The organism is Polycladidibacter hongkongensis, from assembly GCF_001561995.1.
Lineage (GTDB): Bacteria > Pseudomonadota > Alphaproteobacteria > Rhizobiales > Stappiaceae > Pseudovibrio > Pseudovibrio hongkongensis.
Map to the genome: position 1 here is coordinate 230,093 of NZ_LLWC01000024.1, position 17,324 is coordinate 247,416.

Genomic DNA, 17,324 nt, shown 5'->3' on the forward strand with positions numbered 1-17,324 from the left:
ACTTATGCAAGCTGAGCTTCTGCAATTTGCCGATCTGCTGCCGATGCTGCCTGAGCTGATGCTCGTGGGTGGTGCGCTGGCGCTGTTGATGGTCGGTGCGTTTGGTGGGGAGAAATCCGCGCCGCTGGTTACCGGGGTTTCGGTGGCTTTGTTGACACTGGCAGGCTTGACCCTGCTGGTGGCACCACATTATGGCGAAGTGTTTGGCGGGGCGTTTGTGCAGGACACCTACGCCCGCTTTATGAAAATACTCGTGCTGATTGGCTCCGGCTTTGCCATTGCCATGTCTGTTGCCTATGCAAGGTTGCAGAACTTTGACCGGTTCGAGTATCCAATCCTGATTATTCTTGCCACCGTTGGCATGATGCTGATGTTGTCGGCTGGTGATTTGATTGCCATGTATCTGGGTGTGGAGCTGCAATCCTTGTCGCTCTATGTTGTCGCCGCAATCAACCGTGACAATGCCCGCTCGACCGAAGCTGGGTTGAAGTATTTCGTGCTTGGGGCACTTTCCTCAGGGATGCTGCTTTACGGCATGTCGTTTGTTTATGGCTTTACTGCGCAGACCGAGTTTGACGCGATTGCCACTGCCATTGGCGGCAATGGGGCATCACTTGGGCTCGTGTTCGGGCTGGTGTTTATACTTGCCGGTCTTGCCTTCAAGATTTCCGCTGTACCGTTTCACATGTGGACACCGGATGTTTACGAGGGGGCACCAACGCCTGTGACCGCATTCTTTGCAGCGGCGCCTAAAGTGGCAGCGATTGGTATGTTGATGCGCGTGCTTGTCGATGCGTTTGGTGGCATTGCCAGCGACTGGCAGCAAATCATCGTGTTTATCTCCATTTTGTCCATGGCGCTTGGTGCCTTTGCGGCGATTGGCCAGAAGAATATCAAGCGCATGATGGCGTATTCTTCCATTGGGCATATGGGGTTTGCGCTGGTTGGGCTTGCGGCAGGTTCGCAGGTTGGCGTTGAAGGGGTGCTGCTTTACATGAGCGCCTATCTGGCGATGACGCTGGGGACCTTTGCCTGCATCCTGTCCATGCGCCGTAAAGAAGGCATGGTTGAGGATATCAGCGATCTTGCGGGGCTATCGCGCACCAATCCGCTGATGGCGTGGCTGCTTGGTTTCTTGTTGTTCTCGCTTGCCGGTATTCCACCGTTTGTGGGCTTTTGGGCAAAGTATGCAGTGTTTACCGCAGCGGTGGAGGCGGGGCTGTATCCGCTTGCTATCATTGGTGTGATTTGCTCGGTTATTGGCTGTTTCTACTATCTTCGTGTGATCAAGGTGATGTTCTTCGATGAGCCTCAGGGCGAGTTTTTGCCGATGTCGGGGGAAATGAAGATTGTACTTGGTCTTTCTTCCATTGCTGTTGTGTTCTACGCAGTTGGTGGGGATCCAGTGTTGCGGGCCGCGCATCTTGCCGCCGGCTCGCTGTTCTGATAGCAACGCTTTATGCACGAGAAACTGATTGATAAAGGCCCGGTGCACACAGCTCCGGGCTTTTCCTTTGAGCACTTTGAAAGTCTGGCTTCGACCAACCCTGAAGCTTTGGCCCGGGCGCGCGACGATGGCCTCAGCCAGCATTGGATTGTAGCCGATGAGCAACGGGCCGGGCGGGCACGGCGGGGACGCAACTGGACATCGGAGAAAGGCAATCTGTTTGCCTCGGTGGTGGTGCGCTTTGCACAAGAGCCGCAAAGACTTATGCAGTTACCGTTTGTGGCGGCACTTTCGCTGATGGAGGCGGTGGAGCTTGCTTGCGGCGCGCATGGGTTGATCGAGCTTAAGTGGCCCAATGACCTGCTGGTGGAAGGCGCTAAGATCTCAGGCATTTTGTTGGAAAGCGAGCCGGCTGAGCAAGCAGGTCAGGTAAACGTGGTGTGCGGCTTTGGTGTCAACTGTTTGCATCACCCGGATATCGCCATGTATCCGACCGTCTCGCTGGCAGGGCTTGGCTACCGGGTGGCGCCGCAGGATTTGTTCTTGCAATTGGCGGCACGTTTTGCCGCATGGATTGAAATTTGGCAGGGGCCTGGCGGTTTTGACGAGGTGCGTCGGCGCTGGCTTGCGCGCGCAGCAGGGCGAGGCAAAATGCTGACCGTGCGGCTGCCCAATGAAGAATTTACAGGTGTTTTTGTTGATCTGGATGCCTTTGGTCGTCTGATCCTGGCTTTGGACAATGGCAAGGAGCGGCTGGTTTCAGCTGGTGACGTTTTCTTTCCCAACCTGCGCTAAACACCTTTGATAATGATTGGCGCTGCCTGTGAAGCGCGCCCTAGGAGAAAACGAATGGGTGATAAATCCCAGCTAGTGTTTTTGCCGCTTGGCGGCGTTGGTGAAATTGGCATGAATTTGGGCCTCTACGGGGTTGGCCCTGAGCATGACCGCCAGTGGTTGGTGGTGGATTTCGGCGTATCCTTTGCCGGGCCGGAGCTGCCGGGGGTTGATTTGGTGCTGCCGGATATCCGCTTTTTGGAAGAGGAGCGCTCTCGTATCGCGGGTATTGTGATCACGCATGCGCATGAGGATCACTACGGCGCGCTTGCCTATTTGTGGCGGCGATTGGAGTTGCCGCTTTACACCACGCCGTTTACCGCGATGCTGCTGGAGGCCAAAGTGGCGCATGATGGCGGCGAGGCTATTCCGGTTAATCTGGTTAATCAGGGAGAGCGGCACCAGATTGGCGCGTTCGACGTGGAATTTGTCGCCATGACACATTCGATCCCGGAACCGTGTGCGCTGGCGATCCGCGCGGGCGGGAATCTTGTGGTGCATTCGGGCGATTGGAAGATTGATCTGACCCCCGGCATTGGCAAGAGTATTGATCTGGAGCGGCTTGGCGAGCTTGGCGATGAGGGGGTGGATGCGTTTATCTGCGACAGCACCAACGCCATGCGCGAGGGCATCAGCCCCAGTGAAAAGGATGTGCGGGCAGAGCTAACCGAGATTATCAAGGCGGCACCACACCGGGTGGCTGTGACCACTTTTGCCTCCAATGTGGCGCGGATCCGGGCCGTGGCAGAGGCCGCGCGTGATGCGGGACGCGAGGTGGTGGTAATTGGCCGCTCCATGCAGCGTACCATCGAGATTTCCAAGGAACTGGGGTATCTTGATGGGTTGCCCGCATTTTTGGATGAAGAGGCGTACGGGCACTTACCGCGAGAAAATGTAGTGGCGCTGCTGACTGGTTCGCAAGGGGAAAACCGGGCGGCGATGGCGCGGGTTGCTTCGGATTCGCATCGCAGTGTGGCTCTGTCAAAAGGGGACACGGTTATCTTTTCATCCCGCACCATTCCGGGTAACGAAAAAGCGGTGATTGGCATCATCAACCAATTGGTAGAGGATGGCATCAAGGTGATTACGGACCGTGATGCGCTGGTGCATGTTTCGGGGCACCCACGGCGCGGGGAGCTGGCGCAGGTCTATGATTTGCTGCGACCTAAGCGGGCGGTGCCTGTGCATGGAGAGCCGATGCATTTGCAGGCGCATAAAGAATTTGCCCTGGGACGCGGTATTGAAGATGTGCAGTTGATGCGCGACGGGGACATGATGCGTCTAACACCCGGACCGCTTGAAATAATCGATGGCGCACCTGTGGGTATTTGGGTTCGTGATGGGCGGCTGATGGCCCCGCCTGAAGAAACAGGTGTGCAGGAGCGGCGCAAGCTTTCCTATGGCGGCGGTGTGGTTATATCACTGGCTGTAAGCGGGAAAGGCGAGCTGCTGGGCGATATCGAGGTGGTGCTTTATGGGCATCCGGATGAAAATGAAGCCGGGGTTGCTTTTGAAGAGGTGGTTGCCGATGCTGTTTATGGGGCGATCATCAGTATTCCCAAAGCGCGGCGCCGCGATGTGGAGTTGGTGCGCGAGGCGGCCCGTCGGGCGGGGCGCTTTGCAGTTGTCGAGCATTGGGGCAAGAAGCCGCTTTGCAAGGTGATCGTGCATCGCGTGTGATCCATGTTGACTAAGGTTGGATAATAGGGCTGAGAGAGGATATCGGGTAGAGCGCTGCTTGCGCCTGCCGCAAATCTGTTGGGTAGTATGGCCGGGCGGCAGAAAAATGAACGGGCAGTGGGTTCCGGATGGTGCAACTCGCTGAGCGGCCTTCGCATCCAGCGCAGTTAGGCTCTCTTCATCCCTTGTGTTCGTTTTTCGCCTGCTGGTGGTGCTTGTTGCTGCAAATTCGTTCGCTGCTGCTTGTCGCAAGGATTGGTGTTGTCCATTGCAATACCAAGAGCCTCCTTCGCCCTTTGTCGTGATTGCCAAGCGGTGTGCGCTTTGCTTTTGTGTTGGCTGATTAAAGCAACGAGGGAGTGGCGAATGATTGGCCGATTGAACCATGTGGCAATAGCGGTGCCGGATTTAGCGGCAGCGGTTGCGACGTATCGAGATGTTCTGGGAGCTGAGGTCTCGCAGCCGGTTGACCAACCCGAGCATGGGGTGCGGGTGGTGTTTGTCACCTTGCCCAATACCAAGATTGAGTTTTTAGAGCCACTTGGCAGTGGCTCTCCAGTGGCAAAGTTTCTTGAGAGAAATGAAGCTGGCGGCATTCACCACATTTGCTATGAAGTAGACGATATTCTTGCCGCACGCGATACATTGCTTGCTCAAGGGGCGCGGGTGCTTGGTGATGGAGAGCCAAAGATTGGTGCCCATGGTAAGCCGGTTTTGTTTCTACACCCGAAGGATTTTTTGGGTACGCTGATCGAGCTTGAGCAGGCATAGTATTTCAAAGTGCGTTGCAGCTGCAGCATCGTGGTGTGTCAGGGGCGCCGTTTCTGCAATAGGATGCAACTCTAGAGGTTCTTTGCATCTGCGGCGTGAGTGTGACTTTGGCTTGACATTAAACGTAAAAATGCGTAGCGGCTTGGGCGTGGAAGGTCACGTTGTCGCTTTGGGAGGTTTTCTTGTCACTTGCACTTGGAATTGCCGTTTACTTTATGATCTGGTGGGTTTTGTTTTTGGCGATCCTGCCGTTTGGCGTGCGCACCCAAGGCGAGGAAGGCGAGGTGGTGCATGGCAGTGTCGAGAGTGCCCCAGCTAAGCCGATGTTGTTGCGTAAGGCGCTTATAAACAGCGTGGTGTCCGGCGTTGTGTTTGTTGCACTCTATGTATTTTTGGAGTCTGGGCTCGGAACAAGATATTTGCCGATGATTGACCGTTTTATGGGGCATTGAGCAAGCGGAAATTGCGGGCTTGAGGTAAAGAAAAGAAAAAGCAGAGCCGAAGCTCTGCTTTATCGAAAGTTTCGCGCTACGCACTATTGCGTTTCTTAGACGCCGCTGCTCCAGATCGCTTTGATCTAGGCGCTAGTGCATGTTCCTCCCAAGACTACCGCGATGTGGCACGCCTCAAGTGGGCGCTGCCGTTTTTGTTGCTCGTATATTACAAAACTGTTTGTCAATTGTCATCAAATTGTCGCGTTAAGCCTAAAGTTTACTCCTGCCTAATATATTGGCAGTGATTTTCGCCATGATGGACCGGTTTCCTTTGTAAATGCGTGCGGAAAATGGCGAAGAACCGCAGCAAAACCGGTACGGGGCTTGTTTTTTTCCCTCAGGTTTGGTTTGAGTAAGTTTCGTTTAACCTGCTGAAACCAGATGAGTCTCCTTTTATGCGTCTGTCCCGTTATTTTCTGCCAATCCTGAAAGAAAACCCAAAAGAGGCAGAGATTGTTTCGCACCGGCTGATGCTGCGTGCGGGCATGATTCGCCAGCAATCCGCCGGGATTTATGCTTGGCTGCCACTTGGGCTGCGCGTACTGGAAAAAGTGCAGAAGATTGTTGAAGAAGAGCAGAAGCGTGCAGGTGCAGTGCAGCTGCTGATGCCCACGGTGCAATCAGCCGATTTGTGGCGGGAAAGCGGGCGGTATGATGCGTATGGCAAAGAGATGCTGCGCATAACTGACCGCCACGAGCGCGAGATGTTGTTTGGCCCGACGAACGAGGAAATGATCACAGATATCTTCCGTGGTTATGTACGCTCTTACAAGGATTTGCCGCTTAATCTGTTCCATGTGCAGTGGAAGTTTCGTGATGAGGTGCGGCCGCGTTTTGGCGTGATGCGTGGGCGCGAGTTTTTGATGAAGGACGCGTATTCCTTTGATGTTGATCAGGAAAAAGCACGCGCGGCCTACAATCGTATGTTTGTTGCGTATTTGCGTACCTTTGCCCGTATGGGGCTTACCGCCATTCCAATGAAAGCCGATACCGGGCCGATCGGCGGTGATCTTAGCCACGAATTCATTGTTCTGGCTTCGACAGGTGAGAGTGAAGTGTTCCTAGACAAAGACATTTTGTCCTTGCCGATACCGGGCGAAGATACGGATTTTGACGGCGATCTTTCCCATGTGATTGACGCGTGGACGTCGCATTATGCGGCAACAGACGAAATGCATGACGCGGATGCATTTGCTGCGGTGGACGCAGGTAAGCAAGAGCAAGCGCGCGGGATTGAAGTTGGCCACATCTTCTACTTTGGCACCAAGTATTCCGAGGCGATGGGCGCGAAGGTCGCGACTGGCGAAGGAAGCGAGGTGCCAGTGCATATGGGTTCCTATGGTATTGGTGTGTCACGTCTTTTGGGTGCGCTTATTGAGGCGAACCATGATGATGATGGCATTGCCTGGCCTATGTCGGTGACACCTTTCCATGTGGGTCTCATCAATATGAAGCCAGGAGCGGAGACTGATCCGGTTTGTGATGCACTTTACAAGCAGTTGGAAGAGGCGGGTGTCGAGGTGCTTTACGATGATCGTGACACTCGGGCAGGCGCAAAATTTGCTTCTATGGACTTGATTGGCTTGCCTTATCAGGTGGTTGTCGGGCCACGTGGCTTGAAAAGCGGTGAAGTGGAATTGAAGACCCGCGCAACTGGTGAGAAACAGATGTTAAGCCCAGAAGCTGCGCTGAACTTGTTAATTGAGGCTGTTAAGGCGCAAGGTTAAGGCCTTTGGCTTTGTTTTGCCTCAAATGATACATACTTAGGCGAGGGGCGTGCAGCTGACGTGGCAGCACGCCCCTCGCATTTAGGAAATCGGGCCTTTTCCCGTTGCGGGGGCGATATGCACGCAAGAGAAACCATAGACAGCAAACGGCAGGTGCGCCCTTTTGCGGCTTTTGAATGGATGCTGGCAGGGCGATATTTGCGCTCGCGCCGCAAAGAAACCGTGGTTTCGGTGATTGCCGGCTTGTCTTTTGTTGGGATAATGCTTGGTGTGGCAACCTTGATCATTGTAATGGCGGTGATGAACGGCTTTCGCACTGAGTTGCTTTCCAAGATACTCGGCATCAACGGGCATGTGTTGGTGCAGCCGATTGATGGGCCGTTAACCGATTACAAAGACGTTGCCAAACGGATCTCAGGCATCGAGCGGGTGACATTTGCGATGCCGTTTGTTGAGGGGCAGGCGATGGTCTCGGGCCCCGGAGCTGATCTGGGTGCGTTGTTTCGCGGAGTGTCGCAGGCTGACCTTGATCAGTTGCCATTGGTTTCTGGAAATATCAAGAGCGGCACTCTAAATGGGTTTGATAGTAGCGACGGTATTGCTGTTGGCACGCGACTGGCGCGTCAACTCGGGGTTGCGGTTGGTGATCAGATCCGGGTAATTTCGCCGCGTGGGAGTGTTACTCCGATGGGTGTTGCACCGCGCATTAAGGCGTATCCGGTGGTGGCAATCTTTGAAATTGGCATGAGTGAATATGATGGGTCAATTGTTTTTATGCCGTTTGAAGAGGCGCAGCTTTACTTTAACAAAGAAGAGCAAGCTACTGGAATAGAAGTCTATACTGAAAATCCAGACGATATGAGCGGGCTGCGTGCGCAGGTGGAAGAGGCGAGCGAACGTTCCGTTTATGTGAGTGATTGGCGCCAGCGCAATATGACTTTCTTTTCGGCGCTTGAGGTTGAGCGCAATGTTATGTTTTTGATCCTGACACTGATCGTGCTGGTGGCAGCGCTTAATATCATTTCTGGAATGACGATGTTGGTGAAGGACAAGGGCAGGGACATTGCAGTTCTGCGAACCATGGGAGCGACAAGCGGTGCGGTGTTACGGGTGTTTGTTATTACCGGGGCGAGTATAGGTACCGTGGGAACTTTTGCGGGATTTGTGCTTGGTACTGTGGTTTGCCTGAATATTGAGAGCATTCGGCAGGCGATTTCATGGATGACACAGACGGAGCTATTTTCACCTGAGCTATATTTTCTCTCAAAGCTGCCTGCTGAGATGGATGGTTTTGAAACCGGCTTTGTGGTGTTGATGGCCTTGGTGCTTAGCCTGCTCGCTACTTTGTACCCGGCGTGGCGTGCAGCGAAGCTGGATCCAGTTGACGCGCTGAGGTATGAATGACAATGGAACAGGTTTCGACTGTTGCGACCGGTAATCCCCAAGAGAACCTTGCTTTGTCTTTGCGCGGAGTGGCGAAGCGCTACTTTGAAGGGGGGCAGGGGCTGGAGATTTTGTCAGGCGCTGAGCTTGATGTGTATAATGGCGAACTTGTGGCGCTTGTGGCGCCATCGGGAGCAGGTAAATCAACGCTTTTGCATATGGCAGGACTTCTGGATAGTCCGGACGAAGGCGAAGTTTACATCGGCGGGCAGGCATGCTCTGGTTTGGGCGATAATGAGCGTACGAGAATACGCCGGATGGACATTGGGTTCGTTTATCAGTTTCACCAGTTGTTGCCCGAATTTTCAGCGCTGGAGAATGTCGCACTGCCACAAATGATTGCTGGCCTGAAACGTGCCGTGGCAGAAGAGCGGGCCAAGCAGTTGTTGGAATACATGCGCCTAGGAGCACGCCTTTCTCATCGGCCAGCGCAGCTATCAGGTGGTGAGCAGCAAAGGGTTGCTATTGCCCGTGCAGTGGCCAACGGCCCGCGTGTACTGCTTGCTGATGAACCTACTGGAAATCTGGACCCTACGACATCCTCCTATGTATTTGATGCACTTAAAGCGCTGGTTCGCGCATCGGGTGTGTGCGCACTGCTCGCTACCCATAACATGGAGCTCGCCAAACGCATGGATCGGCGTATAACCCTAAGGCAAGGGAAAATCGTCGAACTAAAATAGGCTCTGCATCTCACTCCTCCACGAGGCCCGTTGGTCATAGACCTGCGGGCCTTTTTGTTTTCTATATGTTCTTAACCATATAATGAGATTTATGCGATCCTTGAATGTTCAAGGGTTGCGAATTGAAGAAATAAAGTGAACTATAGGGGAACATACAGTGATCATGGGGGTGCTATGAGACTTTTCCTGCGAGATGTGGTTGCCTATGCAGCGTTTCTGCTATTCTGCACGAGTTTGACAATATGGGCGGATGCACTGGCCTTTGGACAATAGTGCTGTATTGCCTTAAAATGGGGTCCTTACTTGATGTCCGCATCGGCATTTGTTCATCTGCGAAACCATAGTGCGTACTCTTTGCTTGAAGGAGCATTGCCTCTCGGGCGGCTCATAGATCTTGCGAGTAAGGATGAACAACCTGCACTTGCGATAGCCGATAGCGGTAATTTATTCGGCGCGCTTGAATTTTCTGAAAAAGCGTACGGCGCGGGGGTGCAGCCAATAATCGGCTGCCAATTGACTGTTGACTTTTCCGAGATTGGCGCTTTGGGCGGCGATGAGGACACATTAGCCGACTTAGTGTTATTGGCCTGTAGTGAAGAGGGTTATGAGAACTTAATGGACTTGAGTTCTCGCGCGTTTTTAGACACTGAGCCCGGTTTGAAGGCGAATGTACCGTTTTCGAGAGTGTGCGAGAGGGCAGGCGGGCTGATAGTGCTTACAGGTGGTTTGCTTGGTCCGTTGAATAAGGCGATTTGTGCGCATCATCCTGAAGTTACCGAGGTTGTGCTCAAGCAGCTGAGAGCGAGCTTTGATAACCGGGTGTATGTTGAATTGCAGCGCCATGGTATGCACCTTGAGGATGTCGCGGAGCCAGAGCTGCTTCGTCTTGCTTACGCACATGAGCTACCGTTGGTGGCAACCAACGAGTGTTTTTTCCCCGATGAGAGTTATTTTGAGGCTCACGACGCCTTACTGGCAATCTCTGAGGGAAGAGTTCTTGTGGAGACGGATCGGCGGCAGCTTACCGCTGAGTTTCGTTTCAAGACGCAGCGGGAAATGATCAAGGCGTTTGAAGATGTGCCAGAAGCTATCGACAATACGATTGAAATTGCGCGACGCTGCCATTATCGCCCGCTAAAACGCAATCCCATTTTGCCCCGCTTTACCGGGGCCAAAGCGCCTGCCGAAGAAGCAGAGGTAGCCGAGGCGGAGGAGCTGGCGCGGCAGGCCAAGGAAGGCTTGCAACAGCGTCTCGCGATACATGGTCTTGCTCCTGAGCTTGAGGAGAAGGATTATTGGGAGCGGTTGGACTATGAGCTTGGCATCATCACGCGGATGAAGTTTCCAGGTTACTTCCTGATTGTTGCAGACTTTATCAAGTGGGCCAAGGCTCAAGAGATTCCCGTTGGGCCTGGACGTGGGTCCGGGGCAGGGTCCTTGGTAGCATGGTCGCTGACGATCACGGATCTGGATCCGATGCGCTACTCGTTGCTGTTTGAGCGGTTTTTGAATCCAGAGCGTGTTTCTATGCCCGATTTTGACATCGACTTTTGTCAGAATCGACGTGAAGAAGTTATTCGCTATGTGCAGCGGAAGTACGGCCATCAACAGGTCGCACAGATTATCACCTATGGTACATTGCAGGCTAAGGCGGTTTTGCGTGATGTGGGGCGTGTGTTGCAAATGCCTTATGGACAAGTTGATCGCTTGTCCAAGTTGGTTCCCGGGACTGCTGCAGCCCCAGTCTCTTTAAAAGAGGCGCTAGAGCAAGAGCCAAGATTGCGGGAGGCGGCGCGCAACGAGGAAGTGGTCGCGCGTCTGCTTGAAATGGCGCAGAAGCTGGAGGGGCTTTATCGCCATGCTTCAACTCACGCTGCAGGTGTGGTGATAGGGGATCGACCGCTAGAGCAGCTGGTTCCACTTTACCGCGATCCTCGTTCGGATATGCCAGTCGCTCAGTTTAATATGAAGTGGGTGGAGGCGGCCGGACTTGTCAAATTCGACTTCCTTGGTCTTAAAACACTGACCGTTATCCAAACTGGACTTGATTTACTTCGGCGGCGCGGGGTGGAAGTGGATATCGCCGCTATTCCCATTGATGACAAGAAGACCTACGAGCTGCTTGCCAAAGGCGAGACGGTTGGTGTGTTTCAGTTGGAAAGCCAAGGCATGCGCCGGGCGATCGCTGGGATGCGGCCGGACCGTTTCGAAGATGTGGTGGCCTTGGTGGCGCTTTATCGCCCCGGTCCGATGGACAATATACCGATATATAATGCCGTAAAGCATGGCGAGCAGGAGCCTGATTTCCTACATCCTTTGTTGGAGCCCATTCTCAAAGAGACCAATGGCATTATTGTATACCAAGAGCAGGTAATGCAGATTGCGCAGGTACTTTCTGGTTATTCTCTAGGTGAAGCGGACTTGTTGCGGCGCGCAATGGGTAAGAAGATCGCTTCGGAGATGGAGATCCAGCGTGCTCGCTTTACAGAGGGAGCGGTCGAACAAGGCGTTGATAAAGATCAGGCAGGGATGATCTATGATCTTGTCGCGAAGTTTGCCAATTATGGTTTTAACAAGTCGCATGCGGCAGCTTATGCGCTTGTCGCCTACCAAACGGCTTATCTGAAAGCGAATTACCCAGTTGAGTTTCTTGCCGGTATCATGACGTTGGATCTTGGCAATACCGATAAGCTCGGGGATTTTCGTCAAGAAGCGCAGCGTATGGGGATTGAGGTTGTGCCTCCTTCCATTAATCGTTCTTTTGTACATTTTGATGTTCAGGATGGAGCGATTGTTTATGCGCTTGGGGCGATCAAAGGTGTCGGCGAAGCGGCGATTGAGCACATCGTTGAAGCGCGCGGTGAATGCCCATTTGCCGACCTTGCCGATTTTGCCAGCCGAATTTCAATGAAGGTTCTTAACAAGCGCTGTATCGAGAATTTGGCGGCGGCTGGTGCGTTCGACGAACTTAACCCAAATAGGGCGCAGGTCATTGCTGGTATTGATCGTATTGCTGGTATGGCGCAGCGTACAGAGGACAACGCGCTTTCGGGTCAAGATGAATTGTTTGGTGGCGCCGGGGACCCAGAGCCATTGATATTGCCTGTTGTTGATCCTTGGCTCCCCTCTGAGAAACTGCAGCGCGAGATGGCAAGCGTCGGGTTTTACATTTCGGCGCACCCATTGGATGAGTATCGTGAGTTGTTCGAGAAGCTTCGCGTGCAGCTTTGGAAGGAGTTTGAGCACTCTGTGCGCGGCGGGGCGGCAGCAGGGCGGCTTGCGGGTACAGTGCTTTCGATGCAGGAGCGCAAAACCCGAAACGGCAATCAGATGGGCATTGTGCGCATTTCGGATCCAACCGGACAGTACGAGGCGTTGCTGTTCTCAGAAACCCTTGGTCAATACCGCGATAGTTTGCAGGTTGGGGCATCTGTAGTGCTGTTGGTGCAGGCGGATATGCGTGATGATGAGGTTAGTGTACGGATACAACAGGTTGAGCCACTGGAGAATGTAGCGTCACGGATTCATCGCTCGCTGCGGGTGTTTTTGAGCTCGGCACAGCCCCTTGAGGTGTTGCGCCGACAGTTATGCGGCGGCGGTGACGGGGAAGTGAGCTGTGTTTTGATACTGGATGGTGGTCAGCGTGAGGTGGAAGTCCGTTTGCCGGGCCGCTATCAACTTTCGCCGCAGCTGGCAGGGGCGCTGCGCTCTTTGCCTGGGGTGGTTGAGACGCAGATGCACTGAATGATGTCGGTAAAGCGCTTTGGGCAGGATGCTTGAGCCTCTCTAGGGTCTTATCCAATTTCCAATTAGAGGCGAACGGTTTGAGGCTACTTGAAGAGGGGCGAGTTTTCTCGCCCCTGAAGCATCTTAGAAGATCTCTTTGATTATTTGGTCTGCGCATTGCTTGCCTAGCTCTGCAGCTGTTTTGTTTGCAAGCTCAACTCCTGCTTTACTGAAGTCACTCAAATCGTGACTCTTCTTAACTATGCACTGTGCTTGGGCAAGTGGTTCTCCACCTTCCGAGGAAGCGATGATCACGTACGCACTATACTGGAAATTGAGGTTAGCAAGACCGCTGATTCCTGACATATCCGACAGGTAAGTTCCCGGCTCTATATCTAGGATGTAACCTTTGTAGCCCACTTGCTTGGCATATTGGGCGAGCTGTTCGATACGTTTTTTTGAGTCAAATACATCTTTTGTGTAAAGAGGTCCCTCCTTCACACCAGAAAATCTAAGGTTTTTATTGGCCTTTAAATGGCCGACAATACGCGAGCGCAGGGAGGTTAAAGGAGGAACGGTCGCGCGAGGGGCCGATCTTAGTTCGTCATAGGTTCCAGATGCTGCGTTGACTGCACCGACAATGGCCATGCCTAAGAGACCTGCGCCATACATGGTCGTATCGGTTCGGAATTCATCTGAACTCATGTTTTCTAAGACTATAATTGGGCCAGTGGAGAGCTTTTGTTGGCTTTCCGAGTTTAGTTTTACCGTTTTCATACAGCCAGTCATGACCAAGGCGATGGCCGCTGATAAAGCGATTTTTGTCAAGTGCTGTTTCATTGAGTGCTCTTTCAATAGACTTAGCGCGCAACCATTTATGAGAGTTCATAGTTGCTGGCTGCAGCGCTTAAATTGATTAATTACTGCTTTGATTTAGCTAGAGACTTTGCAATTTTCTTAGCTACTGGTGGAATAAACGAGCGAGCATCCTGCGCGGCTGCAATGGCGCCACCGAGGACCCAGCTGGTTTTGTCTACTTTGATTTTGCCTAGGTTTGCACCTGTCTTGGCGTCACTCACGTTCACGTCTGCATCAAAGTGAGAAGAACCAGCTCCGAAACCGATCATTGCTCGTGCCAGCGCGCTCCCGTCTTCAAATTCGGTGATTGCACCAGAGACCAGCGCAACGTTGCCTTTGTATTTGCGGGCGAGGGTTTTCGCGTTGGCATTTAGACCAATGCGCACAACCTTGGTAAAGGCGTGGGTGCTGCGGGTGTTGTTGTAGATATGCTTGGCGAAGCTTTTGCCCACATGCCGCATTTCTTCGGGATCATTGTCGATTTTAGCTTCAGAAAAATCAAAGTCTTTGATCAGCACTGTTTCATAGGCGCGCAAATCAGTGTCTGATTTATTCTTGCCAGAAACGGATTGCAGCTTGGAGGTTGTACCGCAGGCGGCAAGCGCAGTGAAAGAAAGAACTGCGAGAAACTTTATTACCCGTTCAACCAAAAGAGTGTTGTTCATAGTATGAATTCCTTATTAAATTCTCCCTCCGCTGCTTTAGGGTTTTGTTAATTATTTTGCAACTCTAAATTATGTTGCATTATAATGCTCTCTATGCGGGAATTTTTTGGTCGCGTGGATTGTGCTTGTTGATCTTGTTTTCATGAGAGCTTGAATTTTTTTGATGGGGTCTCTATAAGGCCCTCATCCCACACGCAGGGGCGGGTGTGTCTTTATGGACGCGCCCATCCGGTAAAGGCGCAGCGACAGCTGTTCCCCTGCGGAGGTATAAACCGGAAAATCAAGGAGTTAACGGTCATGGCATTGCCTGATTTCACTATGCGCCAGCTGCTGGAAGCCGGTGTCCACTTCGGTCACCAGAAGCACCGCTGGAATCCAAAGATGAACAACTACATCTTTGGCGTTCGCAACAACATCCACATTCTTGACCTTGGTCAGACTGTTCCTTTGCTGCACCAAGCACTGAAAACAGTTTCTGACACTGTTGCCGGCGGTGGCCGCGTGCTGTTGGTTGGCACCAAGCGTCAGGCTCAGGAAGCTGTTGCCGATGCAGCTCGTCGTTCTGCTCAGTACTACGTCAATGCACGTTGGCTGGGTGGTATGCTGACCAACTGGAAGACCATCTCCCAGTCTATTCAGCGTCTGCGCAAAGTTGAAGCACTGCTTGAAGGCGGTGAAGCAAACCGTATGACCAAGAAGGAACGTCTGTTCCTTGACCGCGAGCGCGAGAAACTCGAGCGCAACCTTGGCGGTATCAAGGACATGGGCGGTATTCCTGACCTGATCTTCATCATCGATACCAACCGCGAAGCAATTGCAATTCAGGAAGCACGTCGCTTGAACATTCCTGTTGCTGCAATTCTGGATTCCAACTGTGATCCAGATGGCATCACCTTCCCAGTTCCTGGGAACGACGATGCTGGCCGCGCGATTGCGCTTTACTGTGACCTGATCGCCCGCGCTGCCATTGATGGTATTGCACGTGCGCAAGGTAGTATGGGTGCTGATCTGGGTGCTTCTGAGGAAGTCCTGGAAGAGCCTGCCCTGGCAGAAGAAGCCGCTGGCGAAGCGCAGGCTGAAGGTTAAGCTTGTTTGCTGCCGACCTTGGAGTGATCCATAGGTCGCACCACTAAAGGATTTGTGACGGCGTTTTTCGTGATTTGCGAAAGGGCCGTCACATTTTCGATGTGACAAGACGGTAAACCCCTTTGGAAGTCGGTGTTTGCCGCGCTATTCGTTTTTCACAACTTCCGTCCAAGAGGCGTTCCGATGAGCATTACTGCTGCTATGGTTAAAGAGCTCCGCGAAACCAGCGGTGCAGGCATGATGGATTGTAAAGCTGCCCTGAAAGAAACAGGCGGCGATATGGAAGCAGCTATCGATTGGCTGCGCACCAAGGGCCTTGCTAAGGCTGCCAAGAAAGCTGGCCGTGTGGCTGCTGACGGTCTGGTTGGTGTTGCTGCTAACGGCAATGTTGCTGCTGTTATCGAGCTGAACTCCGAAACCGACTTTGTTGCCCGTAACGAAGTGTTCCAGAAACTGGTTCAGGACGTTGCTGGTGTTGCTGTTGGTCTTGAGGGTGACGTTGAAGCGCTGAAAGCTGCTCCGTTCCCGGGTTCTGAAAAGAATGTTGAAGAAGAGATCAAGGACGCTGTTGCAACCATTGGCGAGAACATGACCCTGCGTCGTTCCGCTCGTCTTGCTGTTGAAAAAGGCGTTGTTGCTTCATACGTTCACTCTGCTGCGGCTGAAGGCCTTGGCAAGATCGGTGTGCTTGTTGCGCTGGAATCTGCTGGTGATGCTGACAAGTTGCAGGCGCTGGGTCGTCAGGTCGCAATGCACGTGGCGGCGACCAACCCAATGGCGCTGAACACCGAAGAGCTGGATCCTGCTGCTGTAGAGCGCGAGCGTACCGTTTACATGGAGCAGGCCCGCGAATCCGGTAAGCCTGAAAACATCATCGAGAAGATGGTTGAAGGTCGTCTGCGCAAGTTCTACGAGGAAGTTACCCTTGTAAAACAGAGCTTCGTTATCAACCCAGACCTGACTGTTGAGCAGGCTGTTGAAGAAGCTGCAAAAGACGCTGGCACCGAAATAAAGCTGGCTGGCTTTGTTCGCTTTGCTCTGGGTGAGGGCATCGAAAAAGAAGAAACCGACTTCGCTGCTGAAGTTGCAGCTGCTGCCGGTAACTAATTTTTTAGGGGCGCCGATTCCAATCGGCGCCCTTATTGTATCTGGACTTTGCTAAGAGGATTGAAGAATGTCTCAGGATCTTCGCTGGAAACGCGTTTTGCTGAAACTCTCGGGTGAGGCATTGATGGGAGACCAAAACTTCGGGATCGATCCGAAGGTGGTTGAACGTGTCGCGGAAGAAATCGCTGAGGCGGTACGCCTCGGGGCGCAGTTCGGTATTGTTGTGGGAGGTGGTAACATCTTCCGCGGTGTGGCAGTGGCAGCCAAGGGTGGCAACCGGGTAACCGGTGACCATATGGGTATGCTCGCCACAATAATGAATTCGCTCACACTTGCTGATGCACTGCGCCGCAATGGTATTCAAGCCCGCGTGCTGTCCGCTGTGCCGGTGCCTTCCATTTGCGAGACATTTACTCAGCGCGGGGCTGAGCGCTACATGGAAGATGGGGATGTCATCCTGTTTGCCGGTGGTACGGGTAACCCGTTCTTCACAACCGATTCCGGTGCGGCGTTGCGGGCGGCAGAAATGCAGTGCAATGCCTTCTTGAAAGGCACACAGGTGGATGGTGTTTACAATGCTGATCCGAAGCTGGTGCCTGATGCTACCCGTTTTGAGACGCTGACTCCGGGGGAAGTTCTTGAAAAAGGGCTGAAAGTGATGGATGCGACGGCAATTGCCCTTGCCCGTGACAATGCTATTCCTGTAGTTGTTTTCTCCATCCATACCTCAGGTGCGCTTGTGAATGTGTTGCGCGGGCAGGGCCTGTTTACGGTGATTGAAGATTAATCGCGCAATGCGATTG

Annotated in this window: 14 protein-coding genes; 12 read left to right on the forward strand and 2 right to left on the reverse strand. The window is 53.0% G+C overall.

Annotated elements, in window-relative coordinates:
- The first annotated feature begins 4 nt into the window (after nt 1–4).
- The 9 genes from nuoN (at nt 5) to dnaE (ending at nt 12,823) form a co-directional block, all read left to right on the forward strand.
- Nucleotides 5–1,447: an NADH-quinone oxidoreductase subunit NuoN gene (gene nuoN, locus AYK82_RS12595; protein ID WP_068316313.1), complete on the forward strand. Its 1,443-nt coding sequence runs from the start codon at nt 5–7 to the stop codon at nt 1,445–1,447.
- Nucleotides 1,448–1,459: 12 nt separating this feature from the next.
- Nucleotides 1,460–2,242: a biotin--[acetyl-CoA-carboxylase] ligase gene (locus AYK82_RS12600; protein ID WP_068316314.1), complete on the forward strand. Its 783-nt coding sequence runs from the start codon at nt 1,460–1,462 to the stop codon at nt 2,240–2,242.
- A 54-nt stretch (nt 2,243–2,296) separates the two neighbouring features.
- Nucleotides 2,297–3,961, forward strand: a complete 1,665-nt coding sequence (locus AYK82_RS12605) for a ribonuclease J (RefSeq protein WP_068316315.1) — start codon at nt 2,297–2,299, stop codon at nt 3,959–3,961.
- Nucleotides 3,962–4,327: 366 nt separating this feature from the next.
- Nucleotides 4,328–4,732 carry a methylmalonyl-CoA epimerase gene (mce, locus tag AYK82_RS12610; protein WP_068316316.1) on the forward strand — a complete coding sequence of 135 codons (405 nt, stop codon included), beginning with the start codon at nt 4,328–4,330 and terminating at the stop codon, nt 4,730–4,732.
- Between the two features lie 182 nt (nt 4,733–4,914).
- Nucleotides 4,915–5,184: a DUF1467 family protein gene (locus tag AYK82_RS12615; protein WP_068316464.1), complete on the forward strand. Its 270-nt coding sequence runs from the start codon at nt 4,915–4,917 to the stop codon at nt 5,182–5,184.
- Between the two features lie 437 nt (nt 5,185–5,621).
- On the forward strand, nt 5,622–6,953 hold the full coding sequence (gene proS / locus AYK82_RS12620) for a proline--tRNA ligase (RefSeq protein ID WP_068316318.1): 1,332 nt from the start codon (nt 5,622–5,624) through the stop codon (nt 6,951–6,953).
- Nucleotides 6,954–7,070: 117 nt separating this feature from the next.
- Nucleotides 7,071–8,357 (forward strand): lipoprotein-releasing ABC transporter permease subunit, encoded by a 1,287-nt coding sequence (locus AYK82_RS12625; RefSeq protein ID WP_068316324.1) that lies wholly within the window; start codon nt 7,071–7,073, stop codon nt 8,355–8,357.
- Between the two features lie 2 nt (nt 8,358–8,359).
- The gene (locus AYK82_RS12630) at nt 8,360–9,079 is read left to right on the forward strand and encodes an ABC transporter ATP-binding protein (RefSeq protein WP_068316327.1); all 720 of its coding nucleotides are present in this window, start codon (nt 8,360–8,362) and stop codon (nt 9,077–9,079) included.
- A 306-nt stretch (nt 9,080–9,385) separates the two neighbouring features.
- Entirely contained in the window at nt 9,386–12,823 is a 3,438-nt protein-coding gene (gene dnaE, locus AYK82_RS12635; protein WP_068316330.1) for a DNA polymerase III subunit alpha, read from the forward strand.
- Nucleotides 12,824–12,949: 126 nt separating this feature from the next.
- Here dnaE and AYK82_RS12640 read toward each other — a convergent pair whose 3' ends face one another.
- Entirely contained in the window at nt 12,950–13,645 is a 696-nt protein-coding gene (locus AYK82_RS12640) for a hypothetical protein (protein ID WP_068316332.1), read from the reverse strand.
- A gap of 80 nt (nt 13,646–13,725) precedes the next feature.
- Nucleotides 13,726–14,328: a DUF4410 domain-containing protein gene (locus AYK82_RS12645; protein WP_068316334.1), complete on the reverse strand. Its 603-nt coding sequence runs from the start codon at nt 14,326–14,328 to the stop codon at nt 13,726–13,728.
- A 297-nt stretch (nt 14,329–14,625) separates the two neighbouring features.
- Between AYK82_RS12645 and rpsB the strand changes: the two genes are divergently transcribed.
- From rpsB to pyrH, 3 genes are all read left to right on the forward strand, one after another.
- A complete protein-coding gene (gene rpsB / locus AYK82_RS12650) occupies nt 14,626–15,414 on the forward strand; it encodes a 30S ribosomal protein S2 (RefSeq protein ID WP_068316336.1) in 789 nt (262 codons plus the stop codon).
- A gap of 183 nt (nt 15,415–15,597) precedes the next feature.
- Nucleotides 15,598–16,521, forward strand: a complete 924-nt coding sequence (tsf, locus tag AYK82_RS12655) for a translation elongation factor Ts (protein WP_068316338.1) — start codon at nt 15,598–15,600, stop codon at nt 16,519–16,521.
- 67 nt (nt 16,522–16,588) lie between these two features.
- Nucleotides 16,589–17,308 carry a UMP kinase gene (gene pyrH / locus AYK82_RS12660; protein ID WP_068316339.1) on the forward strand — a complete coding sequence of 240 codons (720 nt, stop codon included), beginning with the start codon at nt 16,589–16,591 and terminating at the stop codon, nt 17,306–17,308.
- Nucleotides 17,309–17,324 lie beyond the last annotated feature (16 nt).

What these genes read in the sequence shown, in the direction of transcription:
- AYK82_RS12630 (WP_068316327.1), top strand. Translation starts at nt 8,360, where the DNA reads ATGGAACAGGTTTCGACTGTTGCGACCGGTAATCCCCAAGAGAACCTT.
- AYK82_RS12605 (WP_068316315.1), top strand. Translation starts at nt 2,297, where the DNA reads ATGGGTGATAAATCCCAGCTAGTGTTTTTGCCGCTTGGCGGCGTTGGT.
- proS (WP_068316318.1), top strand. Translation starts at nt 5,622, where the DNA reads ATGCGTCTGTCCCGTTATTTTCTGCCAATCCTGAAAGAAAACCCAAAA.
- AYK82_RS12640 (WP_068316332.1), bottom strand. Translation starts at nt 13,645, where the DNA reads ATGAAACAGCACTTGACAAAAATCGCTTTATCAGCGGCCATCGCCTTG.
- AYK82_RS12645 (WP_068316334.1), bottom strand. Translation starts at nt 14,328, where the DNA reads ATGAACAACACTCTTTTGGTTGAACGGGTAATAAAGTTTCTCGCAGTT.
- nuoN (WP_068316313.1), top strand. Translation starts at nt 5, where the DNA reads ATGCAAGCTGAGCTTCTGCAATTTGCCGATCTGCTGCCGATGCTGCCT.
- pyrH (WP_068316339.1), top strand. Translation starts at nt 16,589, where the DNA reads ATGTCTCAGGATCTTCGCTGGAAACGCGTTTTGCTGAAACTCTCGGGT.
- rpsB (WP_068316336.1), top strand. Translation starts at nt 14,626, where the DNA reads ATGGCATTGCCTGATTTCACTATGCGCCAGCTGCTGGAAGCCGGTGTC.
- mce (WP_068316316.1), top strand. Translation starts at nt 4,328, where the DNA reads ATGATTGGCCGATTGAACCATGTGGCAATAGCGGTGCCGGATTTAGCG.
- AYK82_RS12600 (WP_068316314.1), top strand. Translation starts at nt 1,460, where the DNA reads ATGCACGAGAAACTGATTGATAAAGGCCCGGTGCACACAGCTCCGGGC.
- AYK82_RS12625 (WP_068316324.1), top strand. Translation starts at nt 7,071, where the DNA reads ATGCACGCAAGAGAAACCATAGACAGCAAACGGCAGGTGCGCCCTTTT.
- dnaE (WP_068316330.1), top strand. Translation starts at nt 9,386, where the DNA reads ATGTCCGCATCGGCATTTGTTCATCTGCGAAACCATAGTGCGTACTCT.
- tsf (WP_068316338.1), top strand. Translation starts at nt 15,598, where the DNA reads ATGAGCATTACTGCTGCTATGGTTAAAGAGCTCCGCGAAACCAGCGGT.